This is a genomic window from Marivita sp. (assembly GCF_051251565.1).
Lineage (GTDB): Bacteria > Pseudomonadota > Alphaproteobacteria > Rhodobacterales > Rhodobacteraceae > Marivita.
Genome location: NZ_JBPOFB010000005.1, coordinates 253,086 through 279,065, shown reverse-complemented (window position 1 = coordinate 279,065; position 25,980 = coordinate 253,086). Strand labels below are relative to the sequence as shown.

Here is a 25,980-nt window from a genome sequence, read left to right as displayed (position 1 = left end):
GTTGCCAGTCGCGCGGTTTTTCCTTTGTAGATGCCGCTATTTTCGGCAGGCGGCGGTGGGATCACCCGGTGGCGGCATGCGCGTCTGGATCGGCAATTGCGCAGGCGGGGCGCGGGGATTAGGCTTGGGCCAAGACAACCCGGAGCCATTATGACATCGGACGTGCGCACCCCGATCACCCAAGCCATGAACGACGGTGCTTTGACGCGCCGCGAATTGAAGGCGCTGATGGTGCGGTCAAACGGGCCGGCCCTTGTGCGGGTTGCGGCGTTTGCAGCGGTTTTGGTCCTGACAACAGGCCTGATCTATCTGGCGCAGGGCAGTTGGTGGATATGGCCTGCGATGTTTGTGCAGGGGGTCGTCATTGTGCACCTCTTTTCGCTTCAGCATGAATGTGTGCATTACACCGTGTTCAAGACCCGCAAGCTCAACGATATTTTCGGCAATCTGTGCGGCTATGCGATTATCCTGCCGTTCCAGCAATTCCGCTATGAGCATTGCAATCACCACACCTACACGCAGCTCAAGGGGCAGGATCCCGAGCTGATCGAGCTTCCGATCTCGGTCTGGAAATACCTGTGGTACATTTCTTCCGTGCCCTATTGGCGCAACAAGTTCTCGCAGATCCTGCGCAATGCGTCGGGGCGTTTGAACGAGGACGATCGCACATTCCTGACCCAACACGAGGCACCCATCATCATCCGCGAAGCGCGGATGATGGTTGCGTTTTACGCGACGGTTCTGGGGGCCTCATTGCTCATGGGGTGGGGCGCGCCGCTGTGGTACTGGATCGTCCCGCTGTTTCTGGGCGAACCCGTGATGCGCGCGATCCGCCTGACCGAACATGTCGGGCGTCCCAACGTGGATGACATGACCGAAAACACCCGCACGTCGCTGGTTTCGGGTCCGATGCGGTTCCTGTGCTGGAACATGAATTACCATGCCGAACATCACTACGCGGCGTCGGTCCCGTTTCACGCGCTGCCAAAACTGCACGAAAAGCTGCGTGGCTATGTCTATGTCGAAGAACGTGGATATCTGGGCGCGCATGTCGATATCGTCAAACAATTGATCGGCCGCAAACCCCGCAGTGATGGCGAGGCCCGCAAGGCGTGACGGCGCGGGACAAGGTTTGGACCGATGTGATCGCGGTGCGTGATCTTGAGCCGGGAGACTCAACGCCGGTCACGCTTGGATCGCGCGCCTTGGCAGTGTTTGATGCGACCGACGGCATCTACGTCAGCCTTGCACGCTGTACGCATGGGGCGGCCAACCTGTGCGACGGGCATTTCGACGGCAGGTTCATAGAATGCCCGCTGCATCAGGGCCTGTTCGACGTGCAGACTGGGGCTGCCAAAGCCGCCCCGGCGCGGGTGTCGCTGCGCATGTTCGACACCCGTGTCATGGACGGAATGGTGCAGATCCGGGTCTAGGCGGGTTCTGTCACCTTTTGTTCGGTTTCAATGGTGCGGGACACCATCTGGCGGAACAGTTTGGCCCCCGCATCCAGCCCCAGATCAATCGCGGGCGTGGTCGGATTTTTCATGCCTGTATGGACCTTTTCCAGAACCGCGCGATCCTCTTCAAAGGCCATGCGCGCGCCTGCGTTCATGCGTTCAGATACATCTGTGTCACGCGGATCGGTGTTGCGGTGCTGGAACCAGAAATACCGGGTCTTGTCCTCGGTGATCGGGGTCATGAAATTGTACGAGATGTTGATCAGCGTGTTTGCGACCGGCGTGCTGTCCGGTCCGCCGGTGCCCGGAGGCGTGTAGATCGACTTGTTGAGCCCGATGCCCGGCAGGCACATCTCGTAATGTTGCAGGCGGTCACAGATCCCATCGAATTTGACCAGCTTGGCATAATAAGGCGAGGGCGGCTGACCATAGATCCAACGCGCGACGATCACGCCGTTGTCGGTTTTGCTCACGTCCAGAGGGCCATCATCGGTGCCTGCGCCACCGAACGAGGTCACATGCACCCAAGCGACATGGCTTGGGTCCAGCAGGTTGTCGCAGACCCATAAGTAATGACAGTCGATATCAAGCACACCGCCATCGGTGTAGCCCCAGTCTGGGCTGTCGAAATTCTCGACTGGGAAGATCAGGTCAGGGTCGGCCTTGTCCGCATCGCCCATCCAGATCCACAGCAGGCGGTACCGGTCCACCACCGGATAGGATTTGACAACCGCGCGACGTGGGATTTGGCCACGTTGGGTGGGGGCGTCCACGCAGGTGCCGCTGCAATCGAAGGTCAGGCCGTGATAGCCACATTCCACCGTGTCGCCTTTGAGGTTGCCTTCGGACAAAGGCAGCTTGCGATGTGGGCAGGCGTCCTCAAGCGCAACGGGATCACCGGCTTGGGTGCGGTAGATCACGACGTTCTCGCCCAGATAGGTTTCCGCTTTCAGGCTGCGCCCAAAATCCTTGGACCACCCTGCCACGTACCATGCGTTTTTGATGAACATACGCTGCCTTTCTATCTTCGGAAGCTGACATCCCAACAGTGCAACGGATCCCCTTTTTGCACCAGTGAGAACAACTGATTCCTTGGATTAACCTGACTAATCGTTTTGCGGGCCGATCATGGTGTGCGTGCGGTGCTGGGTTTGGGTGCGGCCTCGGCGGTGATCCAATTCACAAACAGCGCGATTTTCTTGGTGCGGCGCTGGTCTTCGGGATAAACAAGCCAGTAATTCAAGGGAGATGGCACGCTTTGGGCAAATGGCTGAACCAGCCTGCCATCGCGCAGCGCGTCCATGACAAGCGGGCTGCGACCCATCGCAATACCGTCGCCCTGCAAGGCGGCCTGAACCACCATATTGGATTGCCCGAAACTGCGGATGCGGGCCGGGGTGGGCAGGGATTGGCCGCTTTCGCGCGCCCAGTATTCCCAAGTGGGAAGGTCGGTTGTGGTGGGGGCGAATTCATCGCGGATTTGCGTGTGGAACGCCAAATCCGTGATTGTCAGCAGCGGCTTGGGTCCAGTCAGCAGGCGCGGCGCACAGACCGGAGACAGGCTTTCGCGCATCAGTTGCCTGACGGCATAGCCGGGGAAATCGCCGGTGCCATAGCGAATGGCAATGTCCGCTTCGGCGCGGGCCATACCGCGCAATCCGGTGTCTGTCGTGATCGAAATGGCGAATTCCGGGTGGGCCTGATCAAAGGTCATCAGCCTTGGAAACAGCCAGATAAAGGCGAACCCCGGATGACAACTGATGACAATGGTTTTGTCATCGCGGCGCTTGTCCCGAATGTCTTCGCACACCTCTGATATTTGGCCCAACCCGTCGGAAATGCTGAGCGCCAATCGCGCACCGTCGCGGGTGGGCAAAGACCGCCGTGCGCCACGGATGATCAGGTCGTGCCCCAGCCATTCCTCAAGCGACTTGACGTGCTGGCTGACGGCGCTTTGACCAACGCCCAATTCGTCAGCCGCATCGGAAAAACTGCCGTGACGGGCAACTGCTTCGAATGCGCGCAGGGCGGCAAAGGGCAAGTTCAAGATCATATTAGCAAGACTAATGAGATTCATGCCTGCTTTCAATTGGTGGAACACAAAGTTTGATTCTAACGTTTTTGTGACAGGAGGGCCGACCCATGACGGCTGCGGCAGGCGCGAAAAACATGTTGCTGAATTGTGCCAAGGCGCAGGCGGGAGAGCGTGTTCTTGTCGCCTACGAGCCGCCAGAGCTTGGGTATTTCGACGCCAGTGTCCTGAACACGGTAGTTAAGGCGGCGCGGGACATTGGGCTGACCGTCAAGACGGTGAATGTTGGCTTCAGCCCGTGTGCCAAGGAATTGCCTGACGCGCTGCGCACCCAGATAGAACGGTCAGACATTGTTATTTTCCTTGCCCGTCTCGGCGATCAGCTGCGGTTTTGCGATATGCCACGCAAAACGCGAATTGTGGTTAACTTTGCGCTGGATGCGGGGCTGCTGGGATCGGGGTTCGGCACAACGCCGCACGGCCTGATGGTGGACCTCAAAGACCTGATTTCCGACACTTTGGCGCGTGCGCGCAGTGTTCAGATCACCTGCCCGCACGGGACGGATGTGCGCGGAACGCCTGACATGCCGCAATCGGGGGTGGGCGACACGACGGTCCTGCGGTTTCCGATGTCGGTCTTCAAACCGGTGCCCGCCCACAGCTTTTCGGGCCGCGTGGCGTTGTGCGGGTTCCTGACTGGAACGGGATCGCAGTATTACGATGGCTACACGGCTGAATTCGAGGGCCGTGTCCTGGCGCATCTTGATCACGGGCGTTTGCAGGGGTTTGAAGGCTCTGCGCGGGACGTTGTGGCGGCCAATGCGCATTACGATCGGATCGCGGATCGCTTTGGGCTGGATCGCAACTGTGTGCATTCATGGCATGCCGGTATTCATCCGGGGTGCGGCTATCTTCAGGACGCGCGTGACAATTACGAACGCTGGAGCGGGGCCGCCTTTGGCAACCCGCGTATCCTGCACTTTCACACGTGCGGTACCTATGCGCCCGGCGAGATATCGTGGAACGTGCTGGACCCGACGATCTGGATTGACGATGTGCCGGTCTGGGAAGACGGCATTTTCCACCCGGCGCGTCTGGTGGGGGGACAACAGGTGTTGGACCAATACCCCGATGCGGCGGATGTTTTTGCGCACCCCGATGCCCATGTGGGTCTCAGGGATTGGGGGCTGCTGCGCGATGTGGCCCAGCGGCTTGGGGCGGCATCTTAGGATTTGCGCTTTTCCAGCCTGCGAAACAGCATCGACAATCCAAAACAGATCACGAAATAGAACGCGGCAGTGGTGATCCACGCCTCAAAGATCAGGCGGGTGGATGCGACAAGCTCGACCGTTTTGAACGTCAGTTCCTGCACCGAGATCAGCGAGATGATCGCGCTGTCCTTGATCAGGGTGATGAACTGGTTGGCCATTGGTGGCAGCACCCGTGTCATCGCCTGCGGCAGAACGATATAGCGCATTTCCTGATAGCGGTTCATCCCGATCGACCGCGCGGCCTCGCGTTGGCCCTTCTCAACCGATTGGATGCCCGCGCGGACGATTTCGCCGACAAAGGCGCTTTCAAACAGGGCCAGAACAATCACACCGGACACCAACGATGGGAACCGGCGCATGTCGCCAAAGAAGAATTCCCAGACGCCCGGATTGTCCGAGCGCGCAATCTCGCGGGCCCAGCTTTCGATATTCAACGCGTTGATCAATTGTTGGGACAAGAAGAAGAAAAAGATGAAAATGACAACAACCGGCGGGATGTTGCGCAGAAACTCAAGATAGGTGCGCGCCAGCATGCGGATTGTGAGGTTCTTGGCGCAGCGGGCGATGCCAAGGATCGTGCCAAGAATGACCGCAAGGATGCTGGCATAGATCGAGATGCGGATGGTGGTGATCAGGCCCTGCATCAGCACGTTGGCAAACCATTCTTCGCGCACCGTGTGGTAGCGGAAAATGTAGTTCGGGATCAGATGCCAGCGCCAATTGTAGTTCAGCGTGCCTTCGATCTTGTACCAGATATACCCGAAAAATCCCACGACGATGGCCAGAACGAGCCAGTCGAGCCAGTGGAGTTTTTTAAGTCGAGTCAGCACGCAATGATCCGTTCGTGAAAGTGCCCCCCAGCGGGTTGGCCGAGGGGCAAGCGTGGTTATTCAGCGACGAGTGACGCCCAGTCATTGCCACGGAACCAGTAATCGTGACGTTCCTTCAGCCAGCCTGTGTTGGTTTTCGCGGTGATCCAGCTGTTGAAGAAAGCCAGTGCGTCTGGGTCGCCTTTGCGCAGGGCAAAGCCTTCGCCACCCGCCTGAAACGCCTGATTGAACGGTACGCTCAGGACGTCGGGATTGAGACGTGCTTCGGTTGACGGGGTGGGTTCGGACGACATGGTTGCATGCGCGTTACCGTTCAGGACTTCCTGCGTTGCGGCACCGTCTTCGTCAAACAACAGCAGTTCTGCCTCTGGGAACATATCTGCGATCACGGTTGCAGGCGTGGCCCCGCGACGGGCGGCAAAGGTCACGTCGGGGCTGTTGTAATCTTCAAGCGTGAAACCTTCGGTCATCGCGGTATTGGCCAGAATGGTCATGCCGGAATAGGCGTAGGGGACGGTGAAATTGACCGTGAGGTTACGCTGCGGTGTGACGGTCATGCCACTGATGATGGTGTCGAAATTGCCCGCAACCAGCGCCGGGATGATGCCATCCCACGAGGTCGGTACAAATTCGACCTCAACGCCCATGTCCTCGGCAAGCTGACGGCCTACGTCAAGCTCAAACCCGATGAGTTCGCCGTTCAAGTCGCGCATCGACCACGGCTTGAAAAGCGACAGGCCGATCTTGATGACACCGCGTTCCTTGATCTCTTCGATCACGCTTTCGCTGGCGATTTGTTGTGCTGAGCTCTGGGCAAAGGCGGGCAGGGCCGTTGTGGTGGCAAGCGCTGCGCCAAGGGCAAAACCCATAAAGCGTCTTGTAATGTTCATTTTGGAACTCCCCGTTCTGAAATATGCGCGGTCCGTGCCACGCGGGTTAGGTATCAACAGCGTATCGTTTTTCGACGATGGATACGCCGACCGACAGGATCAAGGTCACCGCCATGTAGACTGCGGCAATCGTGAACCAGATCTCAAAGCTCATGAAGGTGTCAGAAATGATGTTGCGGCCAATGGTGGTCAGCTCGGCCACCGCGATCACGCTGACGATGGCCGAGGATTTCACCATATGCACCACTTCGCCCGTCATGGGCGGCAACATGAAGCGGATGGATTGAGGCAGGATGATGTAGCGATAGGCCTGTCCACGCGACATCCCGATGGATGTCGCCGCCTCCCACTGGCCTTTGGCGACTGCGTTGATCCCGGCTCGGAAAATTTCAGAGATCAGCACCGCATGGAACACCGCAAGGCACAGGATGCTGGCCCAGTAACGGTCAAAGCCAAAGATCGGGCCAAGGACATAGTAAAAAAGGTACAGCAGCACCAGCAGCGGAATGTTGCGGATCAATTCCAAAAACCCGATGGCGACCGCTGTGCAAACGACCAACCCCGACAGTCGCAAAAGCGCTGTGATCAGGCCCAACACAACCGCAAGCGCGAAAGCTGTCGCTGACAGGGTCAGTGTCTTGACCAGCCCTGTGCTGATTTCGCCCCACTGAAAGCCGTCATCGGTGATCGTGTAGAAATACTGCGGGATGCGATACCACTGCCAATTGTACCCCATCGCCTGTGCGCCGCTATAAGACAGAAACACGATCCCGCCGACAATCACCGTGTAAAGGATGATCGAAAACACGACCGAGTCGATCACCCGCGCCAGCGGCTGCCGCTCTGGCAAGGCGCGCCCTTTTGGCGTGAATTGGGTGTCGGTCGCGGTCATCTAGTGGTCCAGAATTTGATCAAGAAACGCGCGACACCGGGCACTTGCAGGATTGGTGAAAAACGTCTCGGGCGGGGCGGTCTCGACGATTTCGCCTGCATCCATGAACACCATCGTGTCGGCTACCTTGCGGGCAAAGCCCATCTCGTGGGTGACGACGACCATGGTCATGCCGGTGTCGGCAAGCTCTACCATTGTATCCAGCACCTCGTTGATCATTTCGGGATCAAGCGCCGATGTGGGTTCGTCAAACAGCATGATCCGGCTTTCCATGCACAGCGACCGGGCAATCGCCACGCGCTGTTGCTGGCCACCGGACAAGGCAGAGGGGTATTTGTCAGCCTGTTCGGGGATACGCACGCGGTCAAGGTATCGTCGGGCCGTTGCCTCGGCCTCGGATGGTGCCACCTTGCGCACTTTGATCGGGCCGATGGTCAGGTTTTCCAGAACGGTCAGGTGCGGGAACAGGTTGAATTGCTGAAACACCATCCCGACCTCCTGGCGCAGGCGGTAGATGTCCTTTGACGCTGCGTGCACCTCGACCCCGTCCACGGTCAGCACGCCGGAATTGTGAAACTCCAGCCCGTTGATGCAACGGATCAACGTGGACTTGCCGGACCCGGACGGGCCACATACCACCATGCGCTCACCTTCGCGGACGCTGATCGAGATATCCTTCAACGCGTGAAAGTCGCCATAAAACTTGTCGACATGGTCAAAGGTGATGATCGGTGCGCTACCCGACATGCAGATTGGTCATTTATCAGTCTTCCCCCAAGTGTCTCCAATAGACCAAGGAAGCCCTTGGAGACGCAAGGCAAAGTTTTGAAACGTGATGCAGTTCATGCGTTCGCGTCATCAATGTGCTGCAATTCTGGTCGCTCGTGTCGGATGCCGAGGGCGTTGAATTTTGTCCCTTCATGGTGTTAGGTAATCTACGCACTCCAAGAGGCAACAACAGAGTATGAAAACGCCAAGCCGCATCGCGCTGACGATTGATCTGACCCAACCCGGCAAACACACAGGTGATGCGATGCTGCGGTGGTCGGACAACAGAAATCCGCTTGGCTATCACCCGGTGCCTGTTGTGTCGGTCAAGGGGGCAGACGGGCCGGTGCTTTTACTCACCGGGGGCACGCATGGCGACGAATTCGAAGGGCCTGCGGCGATCATGCGGGTGTTGCAATCGGTGCATCCATCCGCGTTGCGCGGTCAGATCATCGCGTTTCCAGCGCTGAACATGCCCGCTTTTGCCGCATCGTCGCGGGTGTCGCCTTTGGACGGGGGCAACCTCAACCGGGCTTTTCCGGGGGCGGCGGATGGTGGGCCGACAGCGATGATCGCGCATTTCCTTGAAGCTGAGATCCTGCCGCTTTGTGATGCTGCGATTGATCTGCATTCGGGCGGCAAGGCGTCGGTGTTTGAGCCTTGTGCGCTGCCGACCCATTGCAGTGATCGCACGCTTGCCGACAAGAACATGGCGCTGGCCAAAATGTTCGGCCTGCCGCTGATTTGGCGTCTGGGTGCGCAGAATGACAACCGGTCGGTCAATTCTGCGGCAGAGCGTGCTGGCGTGCCGATGATCGCCGCCGAGCTGGGGGGCGGGGGCGGCGCGGACCCAAGGATCACCAATCAGGCCGAAGCTGGAATTCTAAACATCCTGCGCCATCTGGGGATGATCGATGGCGATGCAACGCCTGCCTCTCATCCGCGTGTTGTTGAGATCACCAGCAGTGCAGCGTCGCTTTATGCAACGTCTGAGGGCCTGTTTGACCGTGCGCTAGGCGCCGGGCAGGATGTCAGGGCAGGCGCGTTTGCCGGGTGGTTTCACTATGTCACCGAACCCGAACGCCCCTCAGTTGCCTTGCATATGCCGCAGGACGGCATGGTCCTTGCCCACAGCAATCGCGGGCTGGTCACACGCGGTGAGATGTTGCTTTTGGTGGTGCAGGATGTGGATCAGGCTTTGTAATACCCCACAACATCGCCGTCCGTTGTCGCCCCAAGACCGTTCAGCAAGCGATTGGAATAATTGAAATACGCGCAGACTTGGTTCACTTCGAGGATCTCGCCATCGTCGCAACCCGCGATCTTCAATGCTTCAAAATCCGATTTGACCATCTTGCCCACCGACACGGTCAGTTTGGCCGCATAGCGCAGCAGGGCCAATTCTTTCCCGTCGAATTCATCCTCGGGACGGTGCGCCTTGAGCGCTGTGAAAATCCGGTCAGACCGGGGCTGGTCTTTGATCAGATTGCGCACATTCATGAAATGATGGGTCAGCGAATAGGTGCAATCGTTCAGGATCGACGTGTAGCTTGCAATCACTTCGAGAAACCAGAACGGCAGCTTGTTGTCGTCGGAATGCAGCACCGACCGATAGAGCGCGACATGCCCGTGCATCGTCTCGGGGCGCAGCGAGTGCACCCGCATCACCGTGTCGACGGTGCCGTGCGGTGTGCGCGCGAGGTCCAGCAGTTCCTTGAGCCGCGGAGAGGCGTCTTCGTCGGCTATCATTTCGATCCATGCGGTCATGTGCGGGCTCCTTGAGGCAGATCATCTGGGTGCAGTATGCCCGCATCTTTGGGCCAAGGCGACGGGATCTGATAGGGGTGTCATTCAAAACAATGCGGCTGGCAGCCACGTGGCCAAAAACGGCATCGCCCAGACGAGCCCGATGCCGATCGCCTGCAATCCGATAAACGGCACAACGCCTTGATAGATTTGGCCAGTGCGGATCTCTTTTGGGGCAGCGGCCCGCAGGTAGAACAGCGAAAAGCCGAAGGGCGGTGTCAGAAAGCTGGTTTGCAGGTTGATCGCCAGCAACACACCCAGCCAAATCGGATCATGCCCCATCAGGATCAGCGACGGTGCCACCAGCGGCAGCACGATCACCGAGATCTCGACGAAATCGAGGAAAAACCCAAGCACAAACACAAAGACCATCACGAAGAACAGCGCGCCGGATGGTCCGCCGGGCAGGTTTTCAAGCAGATGCGCAACGCGCTCTTCACCGCCAAGGCCGATGAAAACCAGCGAAAAGAACCCGGCCGCCAAGATCGTGGCAAAGATCATTGCCGTCATGGTCAGGGTCGAGGTCAGCGCGTCATGGATCACCCGTTCCCGGATCGACGCACGCAGGGCGAGGCCCACGGCAACAAGCCCGACCAGCGCAAGGATCATGTAAATTGCGCCAAGGCTCCATTCGAACAGGCCGTTGTCATTGCGCTGCAACCGGACCGGATAGGCACCCGCGAGGATGCCCAGCACGATCAGCGCCGCGGCCCCCAACAGGATCAGCCGGGGGTTGATCCCAATCTTGCGCCCGGCCATCAACAGCGCCCCGATCGCGCCCACGGATGCCGCCTCGGTCGGGGTTGCGATGCCGCCCAGAATGGCACCGAGCACTGCAAAGATCAGTAGGACGGGCGGGACGATTGCGGCCAGAACCTCGCTTCGGTCGGGCTTGGCCAAGCCAATTTCGGCTGGCGGCATGTCCTGCGGGCGCAGCGCGCCCCGGATCAGGATATACAGCAGGTAGAGCGTGACCAGAAGCAGGCCGGGAACGAGCGCGGCCGCAAAGAACTGACCTACCGAAAGCGCCTCGACCGAGAACTTGCCTTGCTCGTATTGCGCCTGTTGGTAGGCGTTCGACATCACATCAGCAAGGATGATGAGCAGGGTCGAGGGCGGGATGATCTGTCCCAACGTCCCGGCGGTGCAAACGATGCCTGCGGACAGGGCGGGATTGTAGCCCGCGCGCAGCATGCTGGGCAAGGCGATCATGCCCATCGCAACAACCGTGGCCCCGACAATGCCAGTGGACGCCGCCAAAAGCGCGCCTACCAGAACCACCGAAATCCCAAGCCCGCCACGTAACTGACCAAAGCTGCGCCCCATCGTGTCCAGCAGGTCTTCGGCGATTTTGCTTTTTTCAAGGATCGCGCCCATCAGCACGAAAACCGGGATCGCGATCAGCACGGTGTTGGTGATCAGCCCAAAGGCGCGTTGGCCCAAAGCGCCCAGAAGCGACACGTTCATCACGCCCAGTGTCCAGCCGAGATACGCAAAGATCACCGCGACGCCTGCGATGGCGAAAGACACCGGAAACCCCGACAGGATTGCTGCCATCAGGGCCCCAAACATGATCAGGTCAAGATACTCGGTCATGCCTGCGCCCTTTCATGGAACAGCCGTACCAGCAAAGACAGCGATTGCAGCAGGATCAGGATGCAAAAGGCCGGGATCAGGGATTTGAGCAGGAACACCGCTTCGATCCCGCCGACCGAAATCGGACCTTCGAGGATCTTCCACGAGTTGCGTACGGACGGCCATGACCAATAGAGCAGGGCCAGCATCGACGGGATCAGCAGGAACATATGGCCAAGGATGTCGATGCGCCGTCGTGTCTCGGCGCGCGCCTTGGCATAAAACACATCGACGCGCACATGTTTATCAACCAAAAGCGTATACCCCGCCCCCAACATGAACAACGTGGCATGCATATAAAGCACGCCTTCTTGTGCAGCGATGGAATTGAACCCGAAGACATAGCGCCCGATCACGATGCAGAATTGCAAAAGCACCATGATCAGTGCGAGCCATTTCACGACCTGCGCCACCGCGCGGTTCATCTGGTCGATTGCGTGTGCCATGCCAAGCATCGTCAGCCCCGTCCTGAATGGAAGGCGGCGCGCAGCCTTGTGCCGCGCGCCGCATGGGATTTAGTAGCCGAACACACCTGCCCGCGCATTCATCTGGCCGTTGTCGGCATAGGTCATGTAGCCGCCCACCAGGTCACGATAGGCGATATAGCTTTCGGTGATACGCACCACCAGCTCGTCCTCATCGGCAAGGTATTCGTCCATGATCTCGCCCGCAGCCACACCCATCGCCGCAATCACATCATCGGGCAGTTTGTGAACCTGCACGTTGTGTTCTTCGACCAGCGTCTTGAGCGATTGCGCGTGTTTGGTCATGTATTCGGTCCAGACCGGGTTATAGAGACCGGTGCACGCCTGTGTGACCACTTCCTTCAGGTCGTCGGGCAATTCGGCATAGACTTCTGCGTTGACGCCACATTCCTCGGCAGAGGACGGCTCGCCCACACCGGGCCAGTAGTAGTGTGGTGCGACCTGATAGTAACCCAAGGCGCTGTCGGTCCATGGCCCGATAAATTCACCCGCGTCCAAAGCACCTGTTTGCAGTGCCTGGAACATCGCTGGGCCGGACATTGCCTCGGCCGCCATGCCCAGTTTCGCCGCCATCTGAGACGCGATGCCGGTGGTGCGGAATTTCAGACCCTTGAGGTCTTCGACCGAGTTAATCTCGTTCTTGAACCAGCCTGCCCATTGCGGACCCGAGTTGCCGCACAGGAACGGTTTGATGCCGAAGCGACCATACATCTCGTCATAAAGCGCCTGGCCGCCACCGTGCTGCATCCAGCCGAACTGTTCATCCGCGCGCAGGCCAAAAGGCTGCGATCCGAACAAAAGGATGCCCTTGGATTTGCTGCCCCAATAGGCCGGAACCGCGTGGTACAGCTCTGCCGTGCCTTCGGACACCGCGTCAAATACGCCATTGCCGGGAACGATTTCGCCCGCCGCATATAGCGTGACGTTGATGCGCCCGCCCGACAGTGTGGTGATCCGGTCGGCCAGCGTTTGCGCGGCAACGCCCGGTCCGGGCAGGTTCTTGGGCCAGGCCGAGACCAGTTTCCATTCGCGCACGTCCTGGGCGATGGCAGGGGCGGCGAGGGTGGTTGCTGCGGCGCCGATGGCACCTGTGGTCAGAAATTTACGTCGGTCCATAGTTTCGTCTCCTTGTTGGTTGATGGGTAGGTTTTTGACTTTTGACCGTCTGTCGCGGCCTTGTGTTTCGTATCAGTTGCCCAGAATACGCGGCAGGCGCAGGCCGTTTTCGCGGGCGCAATCCAGCGCTTCGTCATAGCCCGCATCGGCATGCCGCCAGACGCCACTTGCCGGATCGTTCCACAGCACGCGCTCCAGCCGTTTTGCTGCCTCGGGGGTACCATCGGCACAGATCACAACACCCGAATGCTGGCTGAAGCCCATGCCCACGCCGCCACCGTGATGCAGACTGACCCACGTTGCGCCTGAGGCCGTGTTCACCAGCGCGTTGAGCAAGGGCCAATCGGACACCGCGTCCGATCCATCTTTCATCGCTTCGGTTTCGCGGTTGGGGCTGGCCACGGACCCAGAGTCCAGATGGTCGCGTCCGATCACAATGGGGGCTTTGAGCTCACCGCTGGCGACCATCTCGTTGAACGCAAGACCCGCGCGATGCCGGTCGCCAAGCCCGATCCAGCAGATGCGGGCGGGCAGGCCCTGAAAGGCGATCCTGTCCCGCGCCATGTCGAGCCAGTTGTGCAGATGGGCGTTGTCAGGGAACAGCTCTTTCATCTTGGCGTCGGTCTTGTAGATATCCTCGGGATCACCCGAGAGAGCGACCCAGCGGAACGGGCCGATGCCGCGACAAAACAGCGGGCGGATATAGGCGGGAACAAAGCCGGGGAAGGCAAAGGCGTTCTCCAGCCCTTCGTCCAGGGCCACCTGACGGATGTTGTTGCCGTAGTCCAAGGTCGGAACGCCCGCGTTCCAGAAATCCACCATCGCGGCGACATGGGTTTTCATGCTGGCGCGGGCGGCTTTCTCTACCGCTTTGGGATCGCTTTCGCGCTTGGCCCGCCATTCGGCCATGCTCCAGCCCTGCGGCAGGTAGCCGTTCAGCGGATCATGCGCGCTGGTCTGGTCGGTGACCATGTCGGGACGGATGCCGCGTTTGAAAAGCTCGGGGAAGACATCGGCGGCATTGCCCAAAAGTGCGACGGATTTCGCCTCACCTGCCTTGGTCCAGCGGTCGATCATCGCCAGCGCTTCGTCCAGACTGTCCGCCTTTTCATCGACATAGCGGGTGCGCAGGCGGAAATCGATGCTGTCCGGGTTACACTCGACCGCGAGGCAACAGGCCCCTGCCATCACCGCGGCCAAAGGCTGCGCGCCGCCCATGCCGCCCAGTCCACCGGTCAGAATCCATTTGCCGGTCAGGTTGCCGTCATAGTGCTGGCGGCCTGCTTCGGCGAAGGTTTCATAGGTGCCCTGAACGATGCCCTGCGTGCCAATGTAGATCCACGACCCGGCGGTCATCTGGCCGTACATGGCCAGCCCCTTTTTATCCAACTCGTTGAAATGGTCCCAATTCGCCCAATGTGGCACGAGGTTGGAATTGGCGATCAACACACGCGGCGCATCCGTGTGGGTTTTGACGATGGCGATGGGTTTGCCGGACTGCACCACAAGCGTCTCGTCGGCCTCAAGGTCTTTGAGACTGGCAACAATGCTGTCGAAATCGGCCCATGTGCGCGCGGCACGCCCGATGCCGCCATAGACGACCAATTCGTGCGGGTTCTCGGCCACGTCCGGGTGCAGGTTGTTCATCAGCATCCGCAGTGGCGCTTCGGTCTGCCAGCTTTTGGCGGTCAGTTCCGGGCCGGTCGGCGGATAGATATCGCGGGTGTTTTTGCGAGGATCGCTCATTGGGGCCTCCAGTCGGACAGGGTGTTTAGGATGGTTTTGAGATGCGCGCGCAGGCGGTCTGCGCGTTTGGTGTCATAGGTCCAGGGTGGAGTTTCTGACGCGAGATAGGTCGATTGCGCCAGTTCCATCTGGATCGCGTGTTGGCTCCGGTCGGGCTGGCCGTAGTGCCGCGTGGTCCAGCCGCCTTTGAAGCGCCCGTTCAGGGTTGCGGAATAGCCTTCGGCGGCTTTGCAGCTTTGCAGGACAGATGTCTCGATTTGCAAATCGCAGGTTGTGCCCAGATTGGTGCCGATGTTGAAGTCGGGCAGCGTGTCGTCGAACAGGAACGGGATCTCAGATCGGATCGAATGGCAATCATAGAGCAACGCAAACCCGTGGATCCCTTTGACGCGCTGCAACTCGGCTTCAAGGGCCGCATGGTAGGGCGCGTGGTAGGCCAGACGGCGACGGTCCACTTCCGCCGCATCCGGTTCTTGCCCGTCGCGGTAGATCGGCACCGCGTCAAAATCGGTCAGCGGGCATAGGCCCGTGGTGTTCTGGCCGGGATAGAGGCTCTCTCCTGAAGGATCGCGGTTCACGTCGATGACATAGCGGTGGATGGGTGTCCGCACTGTGGTGACGTTCGGCACCAGATCGGCGTAAAGCCTGTCGATATGCCAATCAGTATCCGCCATCGCACGCCCGACGTCGTTGAGCCGGGCAAGGCAGTCGCCGGGAACGTCTGTGCCGGTGTGCGGCAGGCCCAAAACCAGCGGGCAGTCGCCACGTGTGATCTCGATCAGGCTCATAGCATCAGCTCCAACCCGGCTGCCTGTGCAAGCCGGTCGCTGGTCACGCAGGCTGCGGCGGCGGTGATGTCGGGGGCAAGATAGCGGTCTTGTTCCAGTCGGGGCACCTCGGCGCGCAAGCAGGTCAGGACCGCTTGCAACGGCGCAGATGTGACCAGTGGCGCGCGTTCCTCAACGCCTTGTGCGGCGCACATCGCCTCGATGCCAAGAATGACCGACAGGTTCGCCGTCATCCGCCCCAAGCGCCGCGCGCCATGGGCGGCCATGCTTACATGGTCCTCCTGGTTGGCGGATGTGGGCGTGCTGTCGGTTGAACAGGGGTTCGCCAAGTGTTTGTTTTCACTCATCAACGCGGCTGTTGTCACTTCGGCGATCATCAGGCCCGAGTTCAGGCCGGGCGCTGGGGTCAGGAAAGGTGGGAGGTCGAACGACAGCGTCGGGTCCACCATCAAGGCGACGCGGCGCTGGGCAATCGCGCCGATCTCGGCCACGGCCAGCGCGATCTGGTCGGCGGCAAAGGCGACGGGTTCGGCGTGAAAATTGCCGCCGGACAGGATCTCGCCCGTGTCCGTGATCACCAGCGGGTTGTCGGTTACGGCATTCGCCTCAATCTCGAGCGTGCGACCGGCAAAGCGCAAAAGGTCGATGGCAGCACCCGTGACCTGCGGCTGGCAGCGGATGCAGTACGGATCTTGCACGCGGGTGTCGCCGTCACGGTGGCTTTCGCGGATTGCGCTGCCGTCCAGAAGGTGCGCCATGGTGGTCGCCACGTCGATCTGACCTTGATGGCCTCGTAAGGCATGGATGGCCGGGTTCAGGGGCGCGGTCGATCCCATGATCGCGTCGGTGGACATCGCCGAGGTCACAACCGCCGCCCGCGCTGCGCGCCATGCCTCGAAGAGTCCGGTCAGGGCGCAGGCCGTGGAAAACTGCGTGCCGTTGATCAACGCCAGCCCTTCCTTGGGGCCAAGCACCACCGGCGTCAGACCTGCCTTGGCAAGGGCCGCGCCGCCGGGCAAGGTTTCGCCCTGATAAGTCGCTTCGCCTTCTCCGATCATCACGGCGGCCATGTGCGCGAGCGGCGCCAAATCGCCCGACGCGCCGACCGATCCCTGCACTGGGATCACCGGCAGGACGCCTTTTGACAACATTGCTTCGATCAGCGCGCAGATCTGCCACCGCACACCCGACGCGCCGCGCCCCAGTGACAAGAGCTTGAGCGCCATCATCAGGCGGGTGGTTGCCGGTTCCAACGGCTCACCCACGCCGCAGCAATGCGACAGGATCAGGTTGCGCTGGAGCGTCTCGGTGTCCTCGGGCGCGATGCGGACCGAGGCCAGTTTGCCAAAGCCTGTGTTGACGCCGTAGACCGGAATGCCGCCTTTGGCTGCCCTTGCGACCACGGCTGCCGAGGCGTCGATGCCTGCGCGGGCGGATGCGTCCAAAGTGATAGGGCTTTCACTGCGCCACAGCGCTTCGAGTTCGGCCAAAGTGGTGCTGCCGGGGATCAGGACGTGAGTCATGTGACCCCTCCGAAAATGCGTTTGTGCAGCGGGGTGATCCCGATGCCGTAGGACAGTTCGGCAGGATCTTGGACGTTCCATATCGCCAGATCGGCACGCATCCCCGGCGCGATGACCCCGCAATCGGTCAGGCCAAGCGCGCGGGCGGCGTTGCGGGTTGTCCCCGCCAAAGCTTCGGCCGGTGTCAGGCGGAACAGCGTGCAGGCCATGTTCATCGCCAAGAGGAGCGACCCCAGGGGGGACGATCCGGGGTTCCAGTCGGTGCCCACGGCCATTGGTACGCCGTGGTCGCGGAATGCCTGAACCGGCGGGGCCTGGGTTTCGTGGATCGTGTAGAATGCGCCGGGCAGCAGGACAGCAATGGTGCCGGACGCGGCCAGCGCTTTGGCGTCTGTCTCGGTCGCGTATTCGACATGATCCGCTGACAGCGCATTGTATTTTGCGGCCAAGGCGGTTCCGCCCAGATGGCTCAGCTGTTCGGCATGCAGTTTCACTGGCAGGCCGAGCGCCTGTGCGGCATCGAACACGCGGGCGATCTGTGCCGTGTCAAAGGCGATGCCTTCGCAGAAGCCGTCCACCGCGTCGACAAATCCTTCGGCATGGGCGGCGGTCAGGGTCGGGATACAAATGTCGTTGATATAGCTGTCGGCATCGGTCCCCGCAGGCACCGCATGCGCGCCCAGAAAGCTGGTGACAACACGGATGGGGCGATGCTGTTCCAAAGCGCGGGCGACGCGCAGCATTTTCAGTTCCGTTTCGCTATCAAGGCCGTAGCCCGACTTGATCTCGACGGTGCCCACGCCTTGCGCAATCAGCGCGTCGATGCGGGGCAGGGCGCTTTGCAACAACTCGGCCTCACTCGCGCTGCGTGTTGCCGCCACGGTGGACACGATCCCCCCGCCGGCGCGGGCGATCTCTTCGTAGCTGGCACCGTTCAGCCGCATCTCGAATTCGCGCGCCCGATTGCTGCCATGAACGATATGCGTGTGGCAGTCGATCAGGGCCGGGGTGACCAGCCGTCCGTTTTGGTCCTGCTTGGGGAGCGCCGCAAAGGCTGCGGGTAAAGTGGCCTGCGTGCCGATCCATGCGATCAGGCCGTTTTCCACAACAATCGCTGCATCCGGTACAAGCCCATAGCCCTCGGTCTGGGGCGACAGGCTTGCCGCTGTGATCCCGGTGAGGACGAATGGCGCCAGCATGCAGACTCCTTGTTTTAAAACCTACATATGGTTAATATGTCCCTACATAATATGTCAATGGAGTTGTTATTGTGCAGATCATTCACGCAAAACAGGGGCTTATGCCTGATGGTTGGCACCGTGATTTCGAGGTCGCCATCGGTGCAGATGGCCGAATCGCTCAGGTGGGGCCCCAGGTGTCCGCACCCACGCAGCGCGTTGATCTGTTGTTGCCCGCGCCGGTGAACCTGCACAGCCACGCGTTTCAGCGTGCAATGGCCGGGTTGACCGAAGCGCGCGGGCCGGACCCGCGCGACAGCTTTTGGAGCTGGCGGCGATTGATGTACCAGTTCCTTGACCAATTGACGCCGGAGAATGTGCAGACCATCGCGGCGCTGGTTTATATGGAGATGCTGGAGGCGGGCTATGGTGCCGTGGCCGAATTCCATTACTTGCATCACGATGTGGGCGGCGTGCCCTATGCGACGCTGTCCGAGATGTCGGACCGCATCATCGCGGCGGCGATCGATACCGGGATTGGCCTTACTTTGTTGCCGGTGATGTACCAATTTGGCGGTTGTGATCTGCGACCTTTGCAGGGCGGGCAGCGCCGGTTCGACAATGATCCTGACCGATTCCTGCGCCTGCACGGTGCTGCGATGGTCGCGCTGACGCGCGGGCCTGCGGATTTCACTGGCGGCATGGCACCGCATTCGTTGCGGGCGGTGGACCCGAACGGCTTGCGCGAGATGCTCGAACACGCGCCGACCGGGCCGATCCATATGCATCTGGCCGAACAGGTGGCTGAGGTGGACGAGGTGCTGGCCCATCTTGGGGCGCGTCCCACCGAATGGCTGCTGGCCAATCACGCGGTGGATGACCGCTGGTGTCTTATCCATTGCACACAGATGACGGATATTGAGACCGATGCGCTTGCCGCGACGGGGGCGGTGGCCGGGCTGTGCCCACTGACCGAGTCGAGCCTTGGCGACGGCATCTTCAACGGCACGCGCTATCTGGGGCAGGGTGGTCGGATTGGTGTTGGGTCGGATTCCAACATCCAGATTTCGCTGTTCGAAGAGCTGAAGACATTGGAATACTCGCAGCGGTTGCGCGACCTGTCCCGCGCGGCTTTGGCCACGCAGGACCGGTCTACGGGGCGCGTGATGTTTGATGCTGCGGTGCGCGGTGGTGCGCAGGCCGGAGGCCGCGACAATGGCCGGATTGCGCCGGGCGCTTGGGCGGATCTGATCGGGCTCGAGACGGACACGCAATGGCTGTGCAACCGGGACGGGGACGCGCTTTTGGACAGTTTGATCTTTGCCGCAGGACAGCCAAGCCTGCGCGATGTCTGGAGCGCGGGACGGCATGTGGTCAAAGAGGGTCGCCATATCCGGCGCGACGCGATAATTTACGATTTCACAAAGATGATGATGCAGTTGGAGACGCGTGTTTGAAGGACCAGCCCCGCCTTTCTTGGACAGATGTACGCGACGACATTCGTGCGCGGATTCTGGACAGAACCTATGCGCCGGGAGACCGGTTGCCGCGCGACGAAGATATTGCGCAGGATCTGGGCTGTGCGCGCACCACGGTGCACCGGGCGATGCAGGACCTGTCTCAAAGTGGGCTGGTTGAACGCAAACGCAAGGGCGGCACGCATGTTCTGGCGGATCCGGTCACACGGGCGACCTTTGACATTCCGATCACCCGCCGCGAGGTCGAGCAACGCGGCAGCAAGTATGATTACCAATTGATCCGACGCTCGGTCGAGCAAACGCCGCTGACCATCATGGCGCGGTTCGGCATTCAGGCGGCGGTCAAGATGCTGCGGGTCAAAGCGTTGCATCTTGCAGACAATCGCCCGTTTATTTTTGAGGACCGTTGGGTCGATCTGCGGTCAACGCCGGGGATTATGGAGGTCGATCTGACTGTCCAGAGCGCCAATGAATGGTTGGTACGCAACAAGCCCTACAGCCGTCTTGATGTTCGGTTCTCGGCACTGCCTGCCGAAGGCGAAAGCGCCAAGCATTTGTCCACCCCCGAGGGCAGCGCATTGTTTGTGATCGAACGCACCACCTGGATCGGTGTGGAGCCGATCACAACGGTGCAGGCCGTCGCTGCGCCGGGATATCAGGTTTCGGCGCAAAGCTGATACGGGTGGCGGTTGAGGGCCAAGGTTGGCCAGGCTGATGCATGCTCGGAAAATATGCAGTCACTTGCATGCGTTTCTTGTAAGCTTTCGGTCTTTACGCTCTGAAATCGGCTGATAATTTCCACAACCCCGGTCTTGAATTTTTTCCTCCAAAGCTGCATAGCTTCGGTTCGTCCGTAAATTATGCGCATTGGGGGAAATTTTGCAAAGCATCGGTGACGCCCTTGGACTTGCCCTCGCGCTGGTGTTCTCTGGTGATGCGGACCTATTGGAGATCGTGCTGCTGTCCTTGCGGGTCAGCCTTACGGCCACTGTGATTGCCTGCGTCATTGGCCTGCCCATTGGGGCGCTTGTGGCGATTGGCCGGTTCCGGGGGCGCGGTGCGGTTCTCATCGTGATGAATGCTCTGATGGGTCTGCCGCCGGTCGTGGTGGGGCTGTTGGTCTACCTGCACCTGTCCCGATCCGGGCCTTTGGGGTTTCTGGGGCTGCTCTATACCCCGACGGCGATGATCATTGCACAGACGATCCTGATTGCGCCTATCGTGGCGGCGCTGTCGCGGCAGGTTCTGGAGGATCTGCACACCGAATATGCCGACCAGTTTCGGTCTTTCTGCCTGACGCGTCTGCAAACTGTGCAGGCCCTGCTGTGGGATGCGCGCTATTCGCTGTTGACCGTGGGCCTTGCCGGGTTTGGCCGTGCTGTGGCCGAAGTGGGCGCTGTGATCATTGTCGGTGGCAATATCGACCACCTGACGCGGGTTATGACTACCGCCATCGCGCTTGAAACATCAAAGGGGGATCTGGCCTTGGCGCTGGCGCTGGGGATCATACTGCTGGTGATTGCACTTGGTGTGAATGCGGCGGTGCAATCGGTGCGCATGACCGCGGCGCGGCAAGCCTATGTCTGACTCGGCAATGATCCATTCAGGGCGCATGGCGCGGGCGCAGCACAGCGCGCCACTTCTGCCTTTGGCGGTGCGGGATGTTGTCTTGCGGTTTGGAACTGTGACTGTTCTGGATGGGGTCTCGCTTGATCTCGGGGCTTCGGGCTGCACGATGATCATGGGGCAAAACGGATCAGGCAAGAGCCTGCTGCTCAAGCTGTTGCACGGATTGATGCAGCCCACAGCGGGCACTATCGCGTGGGGCGGGCAGAATGCAGGACAGGTGACAGCACGGCAGGCTTTGGTGTTTCAGAAACCTGTCTTGTTGCGGCGTTCTGTGGTGGCGAATATCGATTTTGTCCTCAAGGCCCGTGGCAAGGGCCGTGCGCGCGCTGCGGACCTGTTGGAGCATGTTGGGCTGGCACATAAAGCCGATCAGCCCGCGCGACTTTTGTCCGGCGGCGAAGCACAGCGGCTGGCGCTGGCGCGCGCCCTGGCCACTGATCCCGAGGTGCTGTTTCTGGATGAACCCACTGCCAGTCTTGATCCGGCCTCGGTGCTGGCGATCGAAGCCATTGTGCGCGACGCGCGCGCGCGGGGGGTGCGGATCATCTTTGTCACCCATGACGTGGGCCAAGCGCGGCGCATGGCGGATGATGTCGTGTTCGTGCATCGTGGGCGCGTCGCAGAACACACAAAAGCGACCGACTTTTTCCCCGACCCGCAAAGCGACGCGGCACGGGATTACCTGAACGGCAAACTTGTCGTCTGACACTCCAAGACCACACGAGGGAGAGATCGAAATGCTTGGAAAGACACTTGGCGCAGGCGCAGTGGCGCTGCTTTTGACGGGCGCCGCTTGGGCGCAGGACCAGTCCATCATTGTGCAATCCACAACATCGACAGCGAATTCGGGGCTCTATGAGTACCTGCTGCCGATCTTTCAGGACAAGACCGGCATTCAGGTCAATGTCGTGGCCGTGGGCACCGGGCAGGCGATCAAGAACGCCGAGAACTGCGATGGTGACGTGCTATTGGTGCATGCCAAGGCATCCGAAGAGGCGTTTGTCGCCGCCGGTTTCGGCACAGAACGCATGGACCTGATGTATAATGACTTTGTCATTGTTGGCCCCGCAGCGGACCCGGCAGGTGTTGTGGGCATGACCGATGTGCAAGGCGCGCTTGCGCAGATCGCCGAAAAAGCCGCGCTGTTCGCGTCGCGCGGGGATGACAGCGGCACACATAAGAAAGAGCTGTCGCTGTGGTCTGCCAGCGGGGTCGACCCCACAGCCGCATCCGGGCAATGGTACCGCGAAACAGGCTCAGGCATGGGGGCGACGCTCAATACCGGGATTGGCATGGGCGCCTATGTCATGACGGACCGCGCCACCTGGATCACCTTTGGCAACAAGCAGGACTACATCATCGCGGTGCAGGGCGATGAGGATATGTTCAACCAATATGGCGTGATCCCGGTGAACCCGGTCACATGCCCCAACGTGAACGTCGCGGCGGCCCAGACCTTTGCCGATTGGCTGGTCTCGGAAGATGGCCAAGACGCCATCGCCGGGTACACAGTGGCTGATCAACAGCTCTTTTTCCCGAACGCACCGGATCAATAGGGTCTGGGGGCGGGCAGCGTTTCGTACGCTGCCTTGTCAGTGCATTTCGCTACAGCCGTAGCGGGATTTGGCGAGCCAGTCTGAGTGGATCTCAACACCCCAGCCAGGTGCGTCTGTGACCGTCGCTTGGCCGTTGGTGATCGTATAGGGATCGGTGACAAACAGGTGGTCCTGCCATGGGTAGTAGTCCGCGCCCTCGATCGAGAATTCGAGATATTTACCCGGATTGGGCACTGCGCGCAGCAGATGCATGGTGAACAGCGTCACCAATGACAGGTTGGCGCAATGGGGCGTGCAGGGCAAGCCCGCCGCGTGTCCCATACGTGCCACCTGCATGCTGCGGGTGATGCCGCCCAGATAAAGGATATCAGGTTGGATGATGTCGACAGCGCGCAGGGCGATCATGCGTTTCCAGTGCTGGAGATCCCAATCCTGTTCGCCGCCTGACACGTTGATTGACAGGGCGCGCGTCACTTCGGCGGTTTGTTCCATTTCCCAATAAGGGCAGGGTTCTTCAAAATGCCCGTAGCCGTGATCTTCGAGCATATGTCCCACGGTGATCGCACGGGCGGAGCTGAAGCCTGAATTGCCATCCACCAAAAGGGCGGCCTCTGTGCCAAGGGCGCTGCGGATCGCAGGGATGATCGCCTCGGTCCGACCCGGCCATTCATCGCGGTCTTGTCCACATTCGGCGCCCACACGCACCTTGAACGCGTCAAACCCCTTGGTGTCGCGCAGCGCAATCAGGCGCGCGGCCTCGTCCTCGGGGGAGATGTCGCGGCGCATCGACGATGCATAGGCGCGGATCGGACCCGACGTGCCGCCGAGCAGTGCCGCCACGGGTTTGCCTGCGGCCTTGCCGCGCCAATCCCATACCGCGGTGTCGAGCCCCGCCATGGCCCGGCACAGATAGGTGCCCGGAAATTTATGTTCGCGCAGGGGCACCTCGGCGATCACATCCTCCAGCGCGTCCATCCCGCGCCCCAAGGCCCAGGGGGCCACCTGACGATGCAGGATTTCGCAGGTCAGATCGCTGTTATATGTCGACACCTGCCCCCATCCTGTGGTGCCGTCTTCGGCGGTGACGCGCACAAACCCAACCATAGGAGTGCAGAACGTTTCAATCTTGCGGATGCGGGGGCCGGTGTCATCCTTGCCACGGTCATAGCCCACGGGCACCGCACCGGAGGGGGAATAGGGCAGGGTCATATGGCGTCCTCAAGGATCAGGTCTGCGGCGCGGTGCGCCAGCATCATTGTCGGCGCATTTGTGTTGCCCGAGGTGATATTGGGAAAAACCGATGCGTCCACCACGCGCAGGCCCGCCACCCCGTGCACCTTAAGGCGCGGACAGACGACCGCGCCCTTGGCCTCGGCGCTCATCCGGCAGGTGCCGACCGGGTGGAACACCGTGCTGCCGCGTTCGCGGAAATCGGCAAGGATGTCATCGGGCGACATGCGGCGCAGGTCAGGGTTCATCGCTGCCTCGACCAGCCCGGTCAGGGCTGCCGTCTTCATGAGGCTTTGGCACAACAGCCCGCCTGCGATGACCTGCGCGCAATCCTCTGGTGTGCTAAGCGAATTGGGCTGGATCAGCGGGGCGGCGGCGGGATCGCTGCTGCGGATGTCGATGCGGCCTCGGCTGGTCGGACGCGAGGGCTGGAAGGAGATGATGAAGCCCGGAAACGGATCGGGCTGCACAACGGTGCGTTTGCCGTTTGGGGTCAGCGTATAGGTGACCGGGTTGAAGTAAAGCTGCTGGTCGGGCCGGTCGAGGCTGGGGTGTGACCGCAGATACCCGCCGCATTGGTTGACCGACAGCGCAAGCGGGCCGCGCCGTCGCAGCGCATATTCAAGAGCCGCGCGGACCTTGCCGTGGAACGGGCGCAGCACATTGTTCAGCGTTGGTTCCGTGGCGCGGAAATAGTAGTTGACGCCAAGATGATCCTGAAGGTTTCCACCCACAGCGGCATTGTCGATCAGTGGCGTGATGCCGTTCGACCGAAGCAGATCTGCGGGGCCAATCCCCGAAAGTTGCAAGAGCCGGGGCGACGTTACGCTGCCCGCTGACAGGATGATCTCGCGGGTGGCGCGGATGGTTTCAACACGGTCCTTGCGGCGCAGTTGCACTGACACGGCGCGGGTGCCCTCAAAGATCAGTTTCTCAACCAAGGCGCCTGTCATCAGCCGCACGTTTGCGCGTTTGAGCGCAGGCCGCAGATGCGCGCGCGCGGAATGCATCCGCCGCCCACCGCTCGTGTTGATCTGGTAGATGGTCGCGCCTTCTGCATCGGGGCCGTTCATGTCGTCCGTTGCGGGCAAGCCCAATTCCTTGGCGGCGGCGAAATAGTGGCGATTGGCCGGGTGGATCTGATCTGACACGTCTTGCACATGCAGTCGCCCGGTGCCCTGCTTGCGCCCATCCACGCCCACGCGGGTTTCCAGCGCGTCATAGGTGGCGCGCACGGTGGGCCAATCCCATCCGGTTGCCCCCGAGGCGGCCCAGTCGTCGAAATCGCCGGGCAGTCCGCGCGCGTAGACCAGCGCGTTGATCGCACCGGACCCGCCGACCACCTTGCCACGGGGCCAATAGGCTTTGCGCCCTGCCAATTCGGTGTCGGGTTCGGTCTCGTATTTCCAGTTCACGGCTGGATCGAAATAGGATTTGCCATAGCCGACAGGCAGGGTCACCCACGGGGTCAGGCTGCGACCGCCCGCTTCAAGGACAAGGACAGAGTGCCGGCCCGAGGCGCTTAGCCGTTCGGCCAGCACGCACCCGGCAGAACCCGCGCCGATGAGGATGTAGTCGTATTGCGTCATTCGGCGAAGCACTGTGCTGGAGGGATGATCGGACGAGCATTACCAAAACACGGAGCAATTCCAAGGTCGAAATGAGAGGCA

Annotated in this window: 25 protein-coding genes; 9 read left to right on the top strand and 16 right to left on the bottom strand. The window is 60.6% G+C overall.

Going from position 1 to position 25,980, the window contains the following annotated elements:
• Positions 1 to 30 precede the first annotated feature (30 nt).
• Together ACSHXH_RS09655 and ACSHXH_RS09650 are read left to right on the top strand one after the other, a co-directional pair.
• Positions 31 to 1,116, top strand: a complete 1,086-nt coding sequence (locus ACSHXH_RS09655) for a fatty acid desaturase family protein (RefSeq protein WP_435671572.1) — start codon at positions 31 to 33, stop codon at positions 1,114 to 1,116.
• Positions 1,113 to 1,433, top strand: coding sequence for a non-heme iron oxygenase ferredoxin subunit (locus tag ACSHXH_RS09650; RefSeq protein ID WP_435671571.1), 321 nt, complete (start codon positions 1,113 to 1,115; stop codon positions 1,431 to 1,433). The genes ACSHXH_RS09655 and ACSHXH_RS09650 overlap by 4 nt, the downstream gene beginning before the upstream one ends.
• Here the strand turns inward: ACSHXH_RS09650 and ACSHXH_RS09645 are convergent.
• Together ACSHXH_RS09645 and ACSHXH_RS09640 are read right to left on the bottom strand one after the other, a co-directional pair.
• Positions 1,430 to 2,467 carry an aromatic ring-hydroxylating dioxygenase subunit alpha gene (locus ACSHXH_RS09645; protein WP_435671570.1) on the bottom strand — a complete coding sequence of 346 codons (1,038 nt, stop codon included), beginning with the start codon at positions 2,465 to 2,467 and terminating at the stop codon, positions 1,430 to 1,432. The genes ACSHXH_RS09650 and ACSHXH_RS09645 overlap by 4 nt on opposite strands.
• 116 nt (positions 2,468 to 2,583) lie before the next feature.
• The gene (locus ACSHXH_RS09640) at positions 2,584 to 3,510 is read right to left on the bottom strand and encodes a LysR substrate-binding domain-containing protein (protein WP_435671569.1); all 927 of its coding nucleotides are present in this window, start codon (positions 3,508 to 3,510) and stop codon (positions 2,584 to 2,586) included.
• Between the two features lie 89 nt (positions 3,511 to 3,599).
• On the opposite strand from ACSHXH_RS09640, the gene ACSHXH_RS09635 reads away from it, so the two are divergent.
• Complete coding sequence (locus ACSHXH_RS09635; RefSeq protein WP_435671568.1) at positions 3,600 to 4,718, top strand: hypothetical protein; 1,119 nt, start codon at positions 3,600 to 3,602, stop codon at positions 4,716 to 4,718.
• On the opposite strand, the gene ACSHXH_RS09630 is transcribed toward ACSHXH_RS09635, so the two are convergent.
• The 4 genes from ACSHXH_RS09630 to ACSHXH_RS09615 are packed head-to-tail and all read right to left on the bottom strand — an operon-like array spanning position 4,715 to position 8,119.
• A complete protein-coding gene (locus ACSHXH_RS09630; protein WP_435671567.1) occupies positions 4,715 to 5,590 on the bottom strand; it encodes an amino acid ABC transporter permease in 876 nt (291 codons plus the stop codon). The genes ACSHXH_RS09635 and ACSHXH_RS09630 overlap by 4 nt on opposite strands.
• Positions 5,591 to 5,646: 56 nt before the next feature.
• Positions 5,647 to 6,480: a transporter substrate-binding domain-containing protein gene (locus ACSHXH_RS09625; protein WP_435671566.1), complete on the bottom strand. Its 834-nt coding sequence runs from the start codon at positions 6,478 to 6,480 to the stop codon at positions 5,647 to 5,649.
• Between the two features lie 46 nt (positions 6,481 to 6,526).
• Positions 6,527 to 7,372: an amino acid ABC transporter permease gene (locus ACSHXH_RS09620; protein ID WP_435671565.1), complete on the bottom strand. Its 846-nt coding sequence runs from the start codon at positions 7,370 to 7,372 to the stop codon at positions 6,527 to 6,529.
• Entirely contained in the window at positions 7,373 to 8,119 is a 747-nt protein-coding gene (locus ACSHXH_RS09615) for an amino acid ABC transporter ATP-binding protein (protein ID WP_435671564.1), read from the bottom strand. It abuts the gene before it with no gap.
• A gap of 217 nt (positions 8,120 to 8,336) precedes the next feature.
• On the opposite strand from ACSHXH_RS09615, the gene ACSHXH_RS09610 reads away from it, so the two are divergent.
• Positions 8,337 to 9,344 carry a succinylglutamate desuccinylase/aspartoacylase family protein gene (locus ACSHXH_RS09610; protein ID WP_435671563.1) on the top strand — a complete coding sequence of 336 codons (1,008 nt, stop codon included), beginning with the start codon at positions 8,337 to 8,339 and terminating at the stop codon, positions 9,342 to 9,344.
• Here ACSHXH_RS09610 and ACSHXH_RS09605 read toward each other — a convergent pair.
• From ACSHXH_RS09605 to hutI, 8 genes are all read right to left on the bottom strand, one after another.
• Positions 9,332 to 9,907, bottom strand: coding sequence for a carboxymuconolactone decarboxylase family protein (locus ACSHXH_RS09605; protein ID WP_435671562.1), 576 nt, complete (start codon positions 9,905 to 9,907; stop codon positions 9,332 to 9,334). The genes ACSHXH_RS09610 and ACSHXH_RS09605 overlap by 13 nt on opposite strands.
• An 84-nt stretch (positions 9,908 to 9,991) precedes the next feature.
• Entirely contained in the window at positions 9,992 to 11,542 is a 1,551-nt protein-coding gene (locus tag ACSHXH_RS09600) for a TRAP transporter large permease (RefSeq protein WP_435671561.1), read from the bottom strand.
• Positions 11,539 to 12,036 (bottom strand): TRAP transporter small permease subunit, encoded by a 498-nt coding sequence (locus ACSHXH_RS09595; protein ID WP_435671560.1) that lies wholly within the window; start codon positions 12,034 to 12,036, stop codon positions 11,539 to 11,541. Before ACSHXH_RS09595 ends, ACSHXH_RS09600 begins: the two co-directional genes overlap by 4 nt.
• A 60-nt stretch (positions 12,037 to 12,096) precedes the next feature.
• Positions 12,097 to 13,182, bottom strand: a complete 1,086-nt coding sequence (locus ACSHXH_RS09590) for a TRAP transporter substrate-binding protein (RefSeq protein ID WP_435671559.1) — start codon at positions 13,180 to 13,182, stop codon at positions 12,097 to 12,099.
• A gap of 72 nt (positions 13,183 to 13,254) precedes the next feature.
• Entirely contained in the window at positions 13,255 to 14,928 is a 1,674-nt protein-coding gene (gene hutU / locus ACSHXH_RS09585; RefSeq protein WP_435671558.1) for a urocanate hydratase, read from the bottom strand.
• Positions 14,925 to 15,710, bottom strand: coding sequence for an N-formylglutamate deformylase (hutG, locus tag ACSHXH_RS09580; RefSeq protein ID WP_435671616.1), 786 nt, complete (start codon positions 15,708 to 15,710; stop codon positions 14,925 to 14,927). The genes hutU and hutG overlap by 4 nt, the downstream gene beginning before the upstream one ends.
• A 2-nt stretch (positions 15,711 to 15,712) precedes the next feature.
• The gene (gene hutH / locus ACSHXH_RS09575; protein WP_435671557.1) at positions 15,713 to 17,239 is read right to left on the bottom strand and encodes a histidine ammonia-lyase; all 1,527 of its coding nucleotides are present in this window, start codon (positions 17,237 to 17,239) and stop codon (positions 15,713 to 15,715) included.
• Positions 17,236 to 18,438 carry an imidazolonepropionase gene (gene hutI, locus ACSHXH_RS09570; protein WP_435671556.1) on the bottom strand — a complete coding sequence of 401 codons (1,203 nt, stop codon included), beginning with the start codon at positions 18,436 to 18,438 and terminating at the stop codon, positions 17,236 to 17,238. Before hutI ends, hutH begins: the two co-directional genes overlap by 4 nt.
• Before the next feature lie 71 nt (positions 18,439 to 18,509).
• Between hutI and ACSHXH_RS09565 the strand changes: the two genes are divergently transcribed.
• The 5 genes from ACSHXH_RS09565 to ACSHXH_RS09545 all read left to right on the top strand — a co-directional run bounded on the left by ACSHXH_RS09565 (position 18,510) and on the right by ACSHXH_RS09545 (position 23,080).
• On the top strand, positions 18,510 to 19,874 hold the full coding sequence (locus ACSHXH_RS09565; protein ID WP_435671555.1) for a formimidoylglutamate deiminase: 1,365 nt from the start codon (positions 18,510 to 18,512) through the stop codon (positions 19,872 to 19,874).
• Positions 19,871 to 20,572 carry a GntR family transcriptional regulator gene (locus tag ACSHXH_RS09560; RefSeq protein ID WP_435671554.1) on the top strand — a complete coding sequence of 234 codons (702 nt, stop codon included), beginning with the start codon at positions 19,871 to 19,873 and terminating at the stop codon, positions 20,570 to 20,572. Before ACSHXH_RS09565 ends, ACSHXH_RS09560 begins: the two co-directional genes overlap by 4 nt.
• Before the next feature lie 202 nt (positions 20,573 to 20,774).
• Positions 20,775 to 21,482 (top strand): ABC transporter permease, encoded by a 708-nt coding sequence (locus ACSHXH_RS09555; RefSeq protein WP_435671553.1) that lies wholly within the window; start codon positions 20,775 to 20,777, stop codon positions 21,480 to 21,482.
• The gene (locus ACSHXH_RS09550) at positions 21,475 to 22,230 is read left to right on the top strand and encodes an ATP-binding cassette domain-containing protein (RefSeq protein ID WP_435671552.1); all 756 of its coding nucleotides are present in this window, start codon (positions 21,475 to 21,477) and stop codon (positions 22,228 to 22,230) included. The genes ACSHXH_RS09555 and ACSHXH_RS09550 overlap by 8 nt, the downstream gene beginning before the upstream one ends.
• 31 nt (positions 22,231 to 22,261) lie before the next feature.
• Positions 22,262 to 23,080 carry a substrate-binding domain-containing protein gene (locus ACSHXH_RS09545; protein ID WP_435671551.1) on the top strand — a complete coding sequence of 273 codons (819 nt, stop codon included), beginning with the start codon at positions 22,262 to 22,264 and terminating at the stop codon, positions 23,078 to 23,080.
• 36 nt (positions 23,081 to 23,116) lie between these two features.
• Here the strand turns inward: ACSHXH_RS09545 and ACSHXH_RS09540 are convergent, their stop codons facing one another.
• Positions 23,117 to 24,289, bottom strand: a complete 1,173-nt coding sequence (locus ACSHXH_RS09540; RefSeq protein WP_435671550.1) for a mandelate racemase/muconate lactonizing enzyme family protein — start codon at positions 24,287 to 24,289, stop codon at positions 23,117 to 23,119.
• Positions 24,286 to 25,899 (bottom strand): GMC family oxidoreductase, encoded by a 1,614-nt coding sequence (locus ACSHXH_RS09535; RefSeq protein ID WP_435671549.1) that lies wholly within the window; start codon positions 25,897 to 25,899, stop codon positions 24,286 to 24,288. The genes ACSHXH_RS09540 and ACSHXH_RS09535 overlap by 4 nt, the downstream gene beginning before the upstream one ends.
• Positions 25,900 to 25,980: the final 81 nt, after the last annotated feature.

Bases quoted from the DNA above. Each gene is read 5' to 3' on its own strand.
- ACSHXH_RS09655 (WP_435671572.1), top strand. From the start codon at position 31: ATGCCGCTATTTTCGGCAGGCGGCGGTGGGATCACCCGGTGGCGGCAT.
- ACSHXH_RS09645 (WP_435671570.1), bottom strand. From the start codon at position 2,467: ATGTTCATCAAAAACGCATGGTACGTGGCAGGGTGGTCCAAGGATTTT.
- ACSHXH_RS09640 (WP_435671569.1), bottom strand. From the start codon at position 3,510: ATGATCTTGAACTTGCCCTTTGCCGCCCTGCGCGCATTCGAAGCAGTT.
- ACSHXH_RS09635 (WP_435671568.1), top strand. From the start codon at position 3,600: ATGACGGCTGCGGCAGGCGCGAAAAACATGTTGCTGAATTGTGCCAAG.
- ACSHXH_RS09625 (WP_435671566.1), bottom strand. From the start codon at position 6,480: ATGAACATTACAAGACGCTTTATGGGTTTTGCCCTTGGCGCAGCGCTT.
- ACSHXH_RS09620 (WP_435671565.1), bottom strand. From the start codon at position 7,372: ATGACCGCGACCGACACCCAATTCACGCCAAAAGGGCGCGCCTTGCCA.
- ACSHXH_RS09615 (WP_435671564.1), bottom strand. From the start codon at position 8,119: ATGTCGGGTAGCGCACCGATCATCACCTTTGACCATGTCGACAAGTTT.
- ACSHXH_RS09610 (WP_435671563.1), top strand. From the start codon at position 8,337: ATGAAAACGCCAAGCCGCATCGCGCTGACGATTGATCTGACCCAACCC.
- ACSHXH_RS09605 (WP_435671562.1), bottom strand. From the start codon at position 9,907: ATGACCGCATGGATCGAAATGATAGCCGACGAAGACGCCTCTCCGCGG.
- ACSHXH_RS09600 (WP_435671561.1), bottom strand. From the start codon at position 11,542: ATGACCGAGTATCTTGACCTGATCATGTTTGGGGCCCTGATGGCAGCA.
- ACSHXH_RS09595 (WP_435671560.1), bottom strand. From the start codon at position 12,036: ATGCTTGGCATGGCACACGCAATCGACCAGATGAACCGCGCGGTGGCG.
- ACSHXH_RS09590 (WP_435671559.1), bottom strand. From the start codon at position 13,182: ATGGACCGACGTAAATTTCTGACCACAGGTGCCATCGGCGCCGCAGCA.
- hutU (WP_435671558.1), bottom strand. From the start codon at position 14,928: ATGAGCGATCCTCGCAAAAACACCCGCGATATCTATCCGCCGACCGGC.
- hutH (WP_435671557.1), bottom strand. From the start codon at position 17,239: ATGACTCACGTCCTGATCCCCGGCAGCACCACTTTGGCCGAACTCGAA.
- hutI (WP_435671556.1), bottom strand. From the start codon at position 18,438: ATGCTGGCGCCATTCGTCCTCACCGGGATCACAGCGGCAAGCCTGTCG.
- ACSHXH_RS09550 (WP_435671552.1), top strand. From the start codon at position 21,475: ATGTCTGACTCGGCAATGATCCATTCAGGGCGCATGGCGCGGGCGCAG.
- ACSHXH_RS09545 (WP_435671551.1), top strand. From the start codon at position 22,262: ATGCTTGGAAAGACACTTGGCGCAGGCGCAGTGGCGCTGCTTTTGACG.
- ACSHXH_RS09540 (WP_435671550.1), bottom strand. From the start codon at position 24,289: ATGACCCTGCCCTATTCCCCCTCCGGTGCGGTGCCCGTGGGCTATGAC.
- ACSHXH_RS09535 (WP_435671549.1), bottom strand. From the start codon at position 25,899: ATGACGCAATACGACTACATCCTCATCGGCGCGGGTTCTGCCGGGTGC.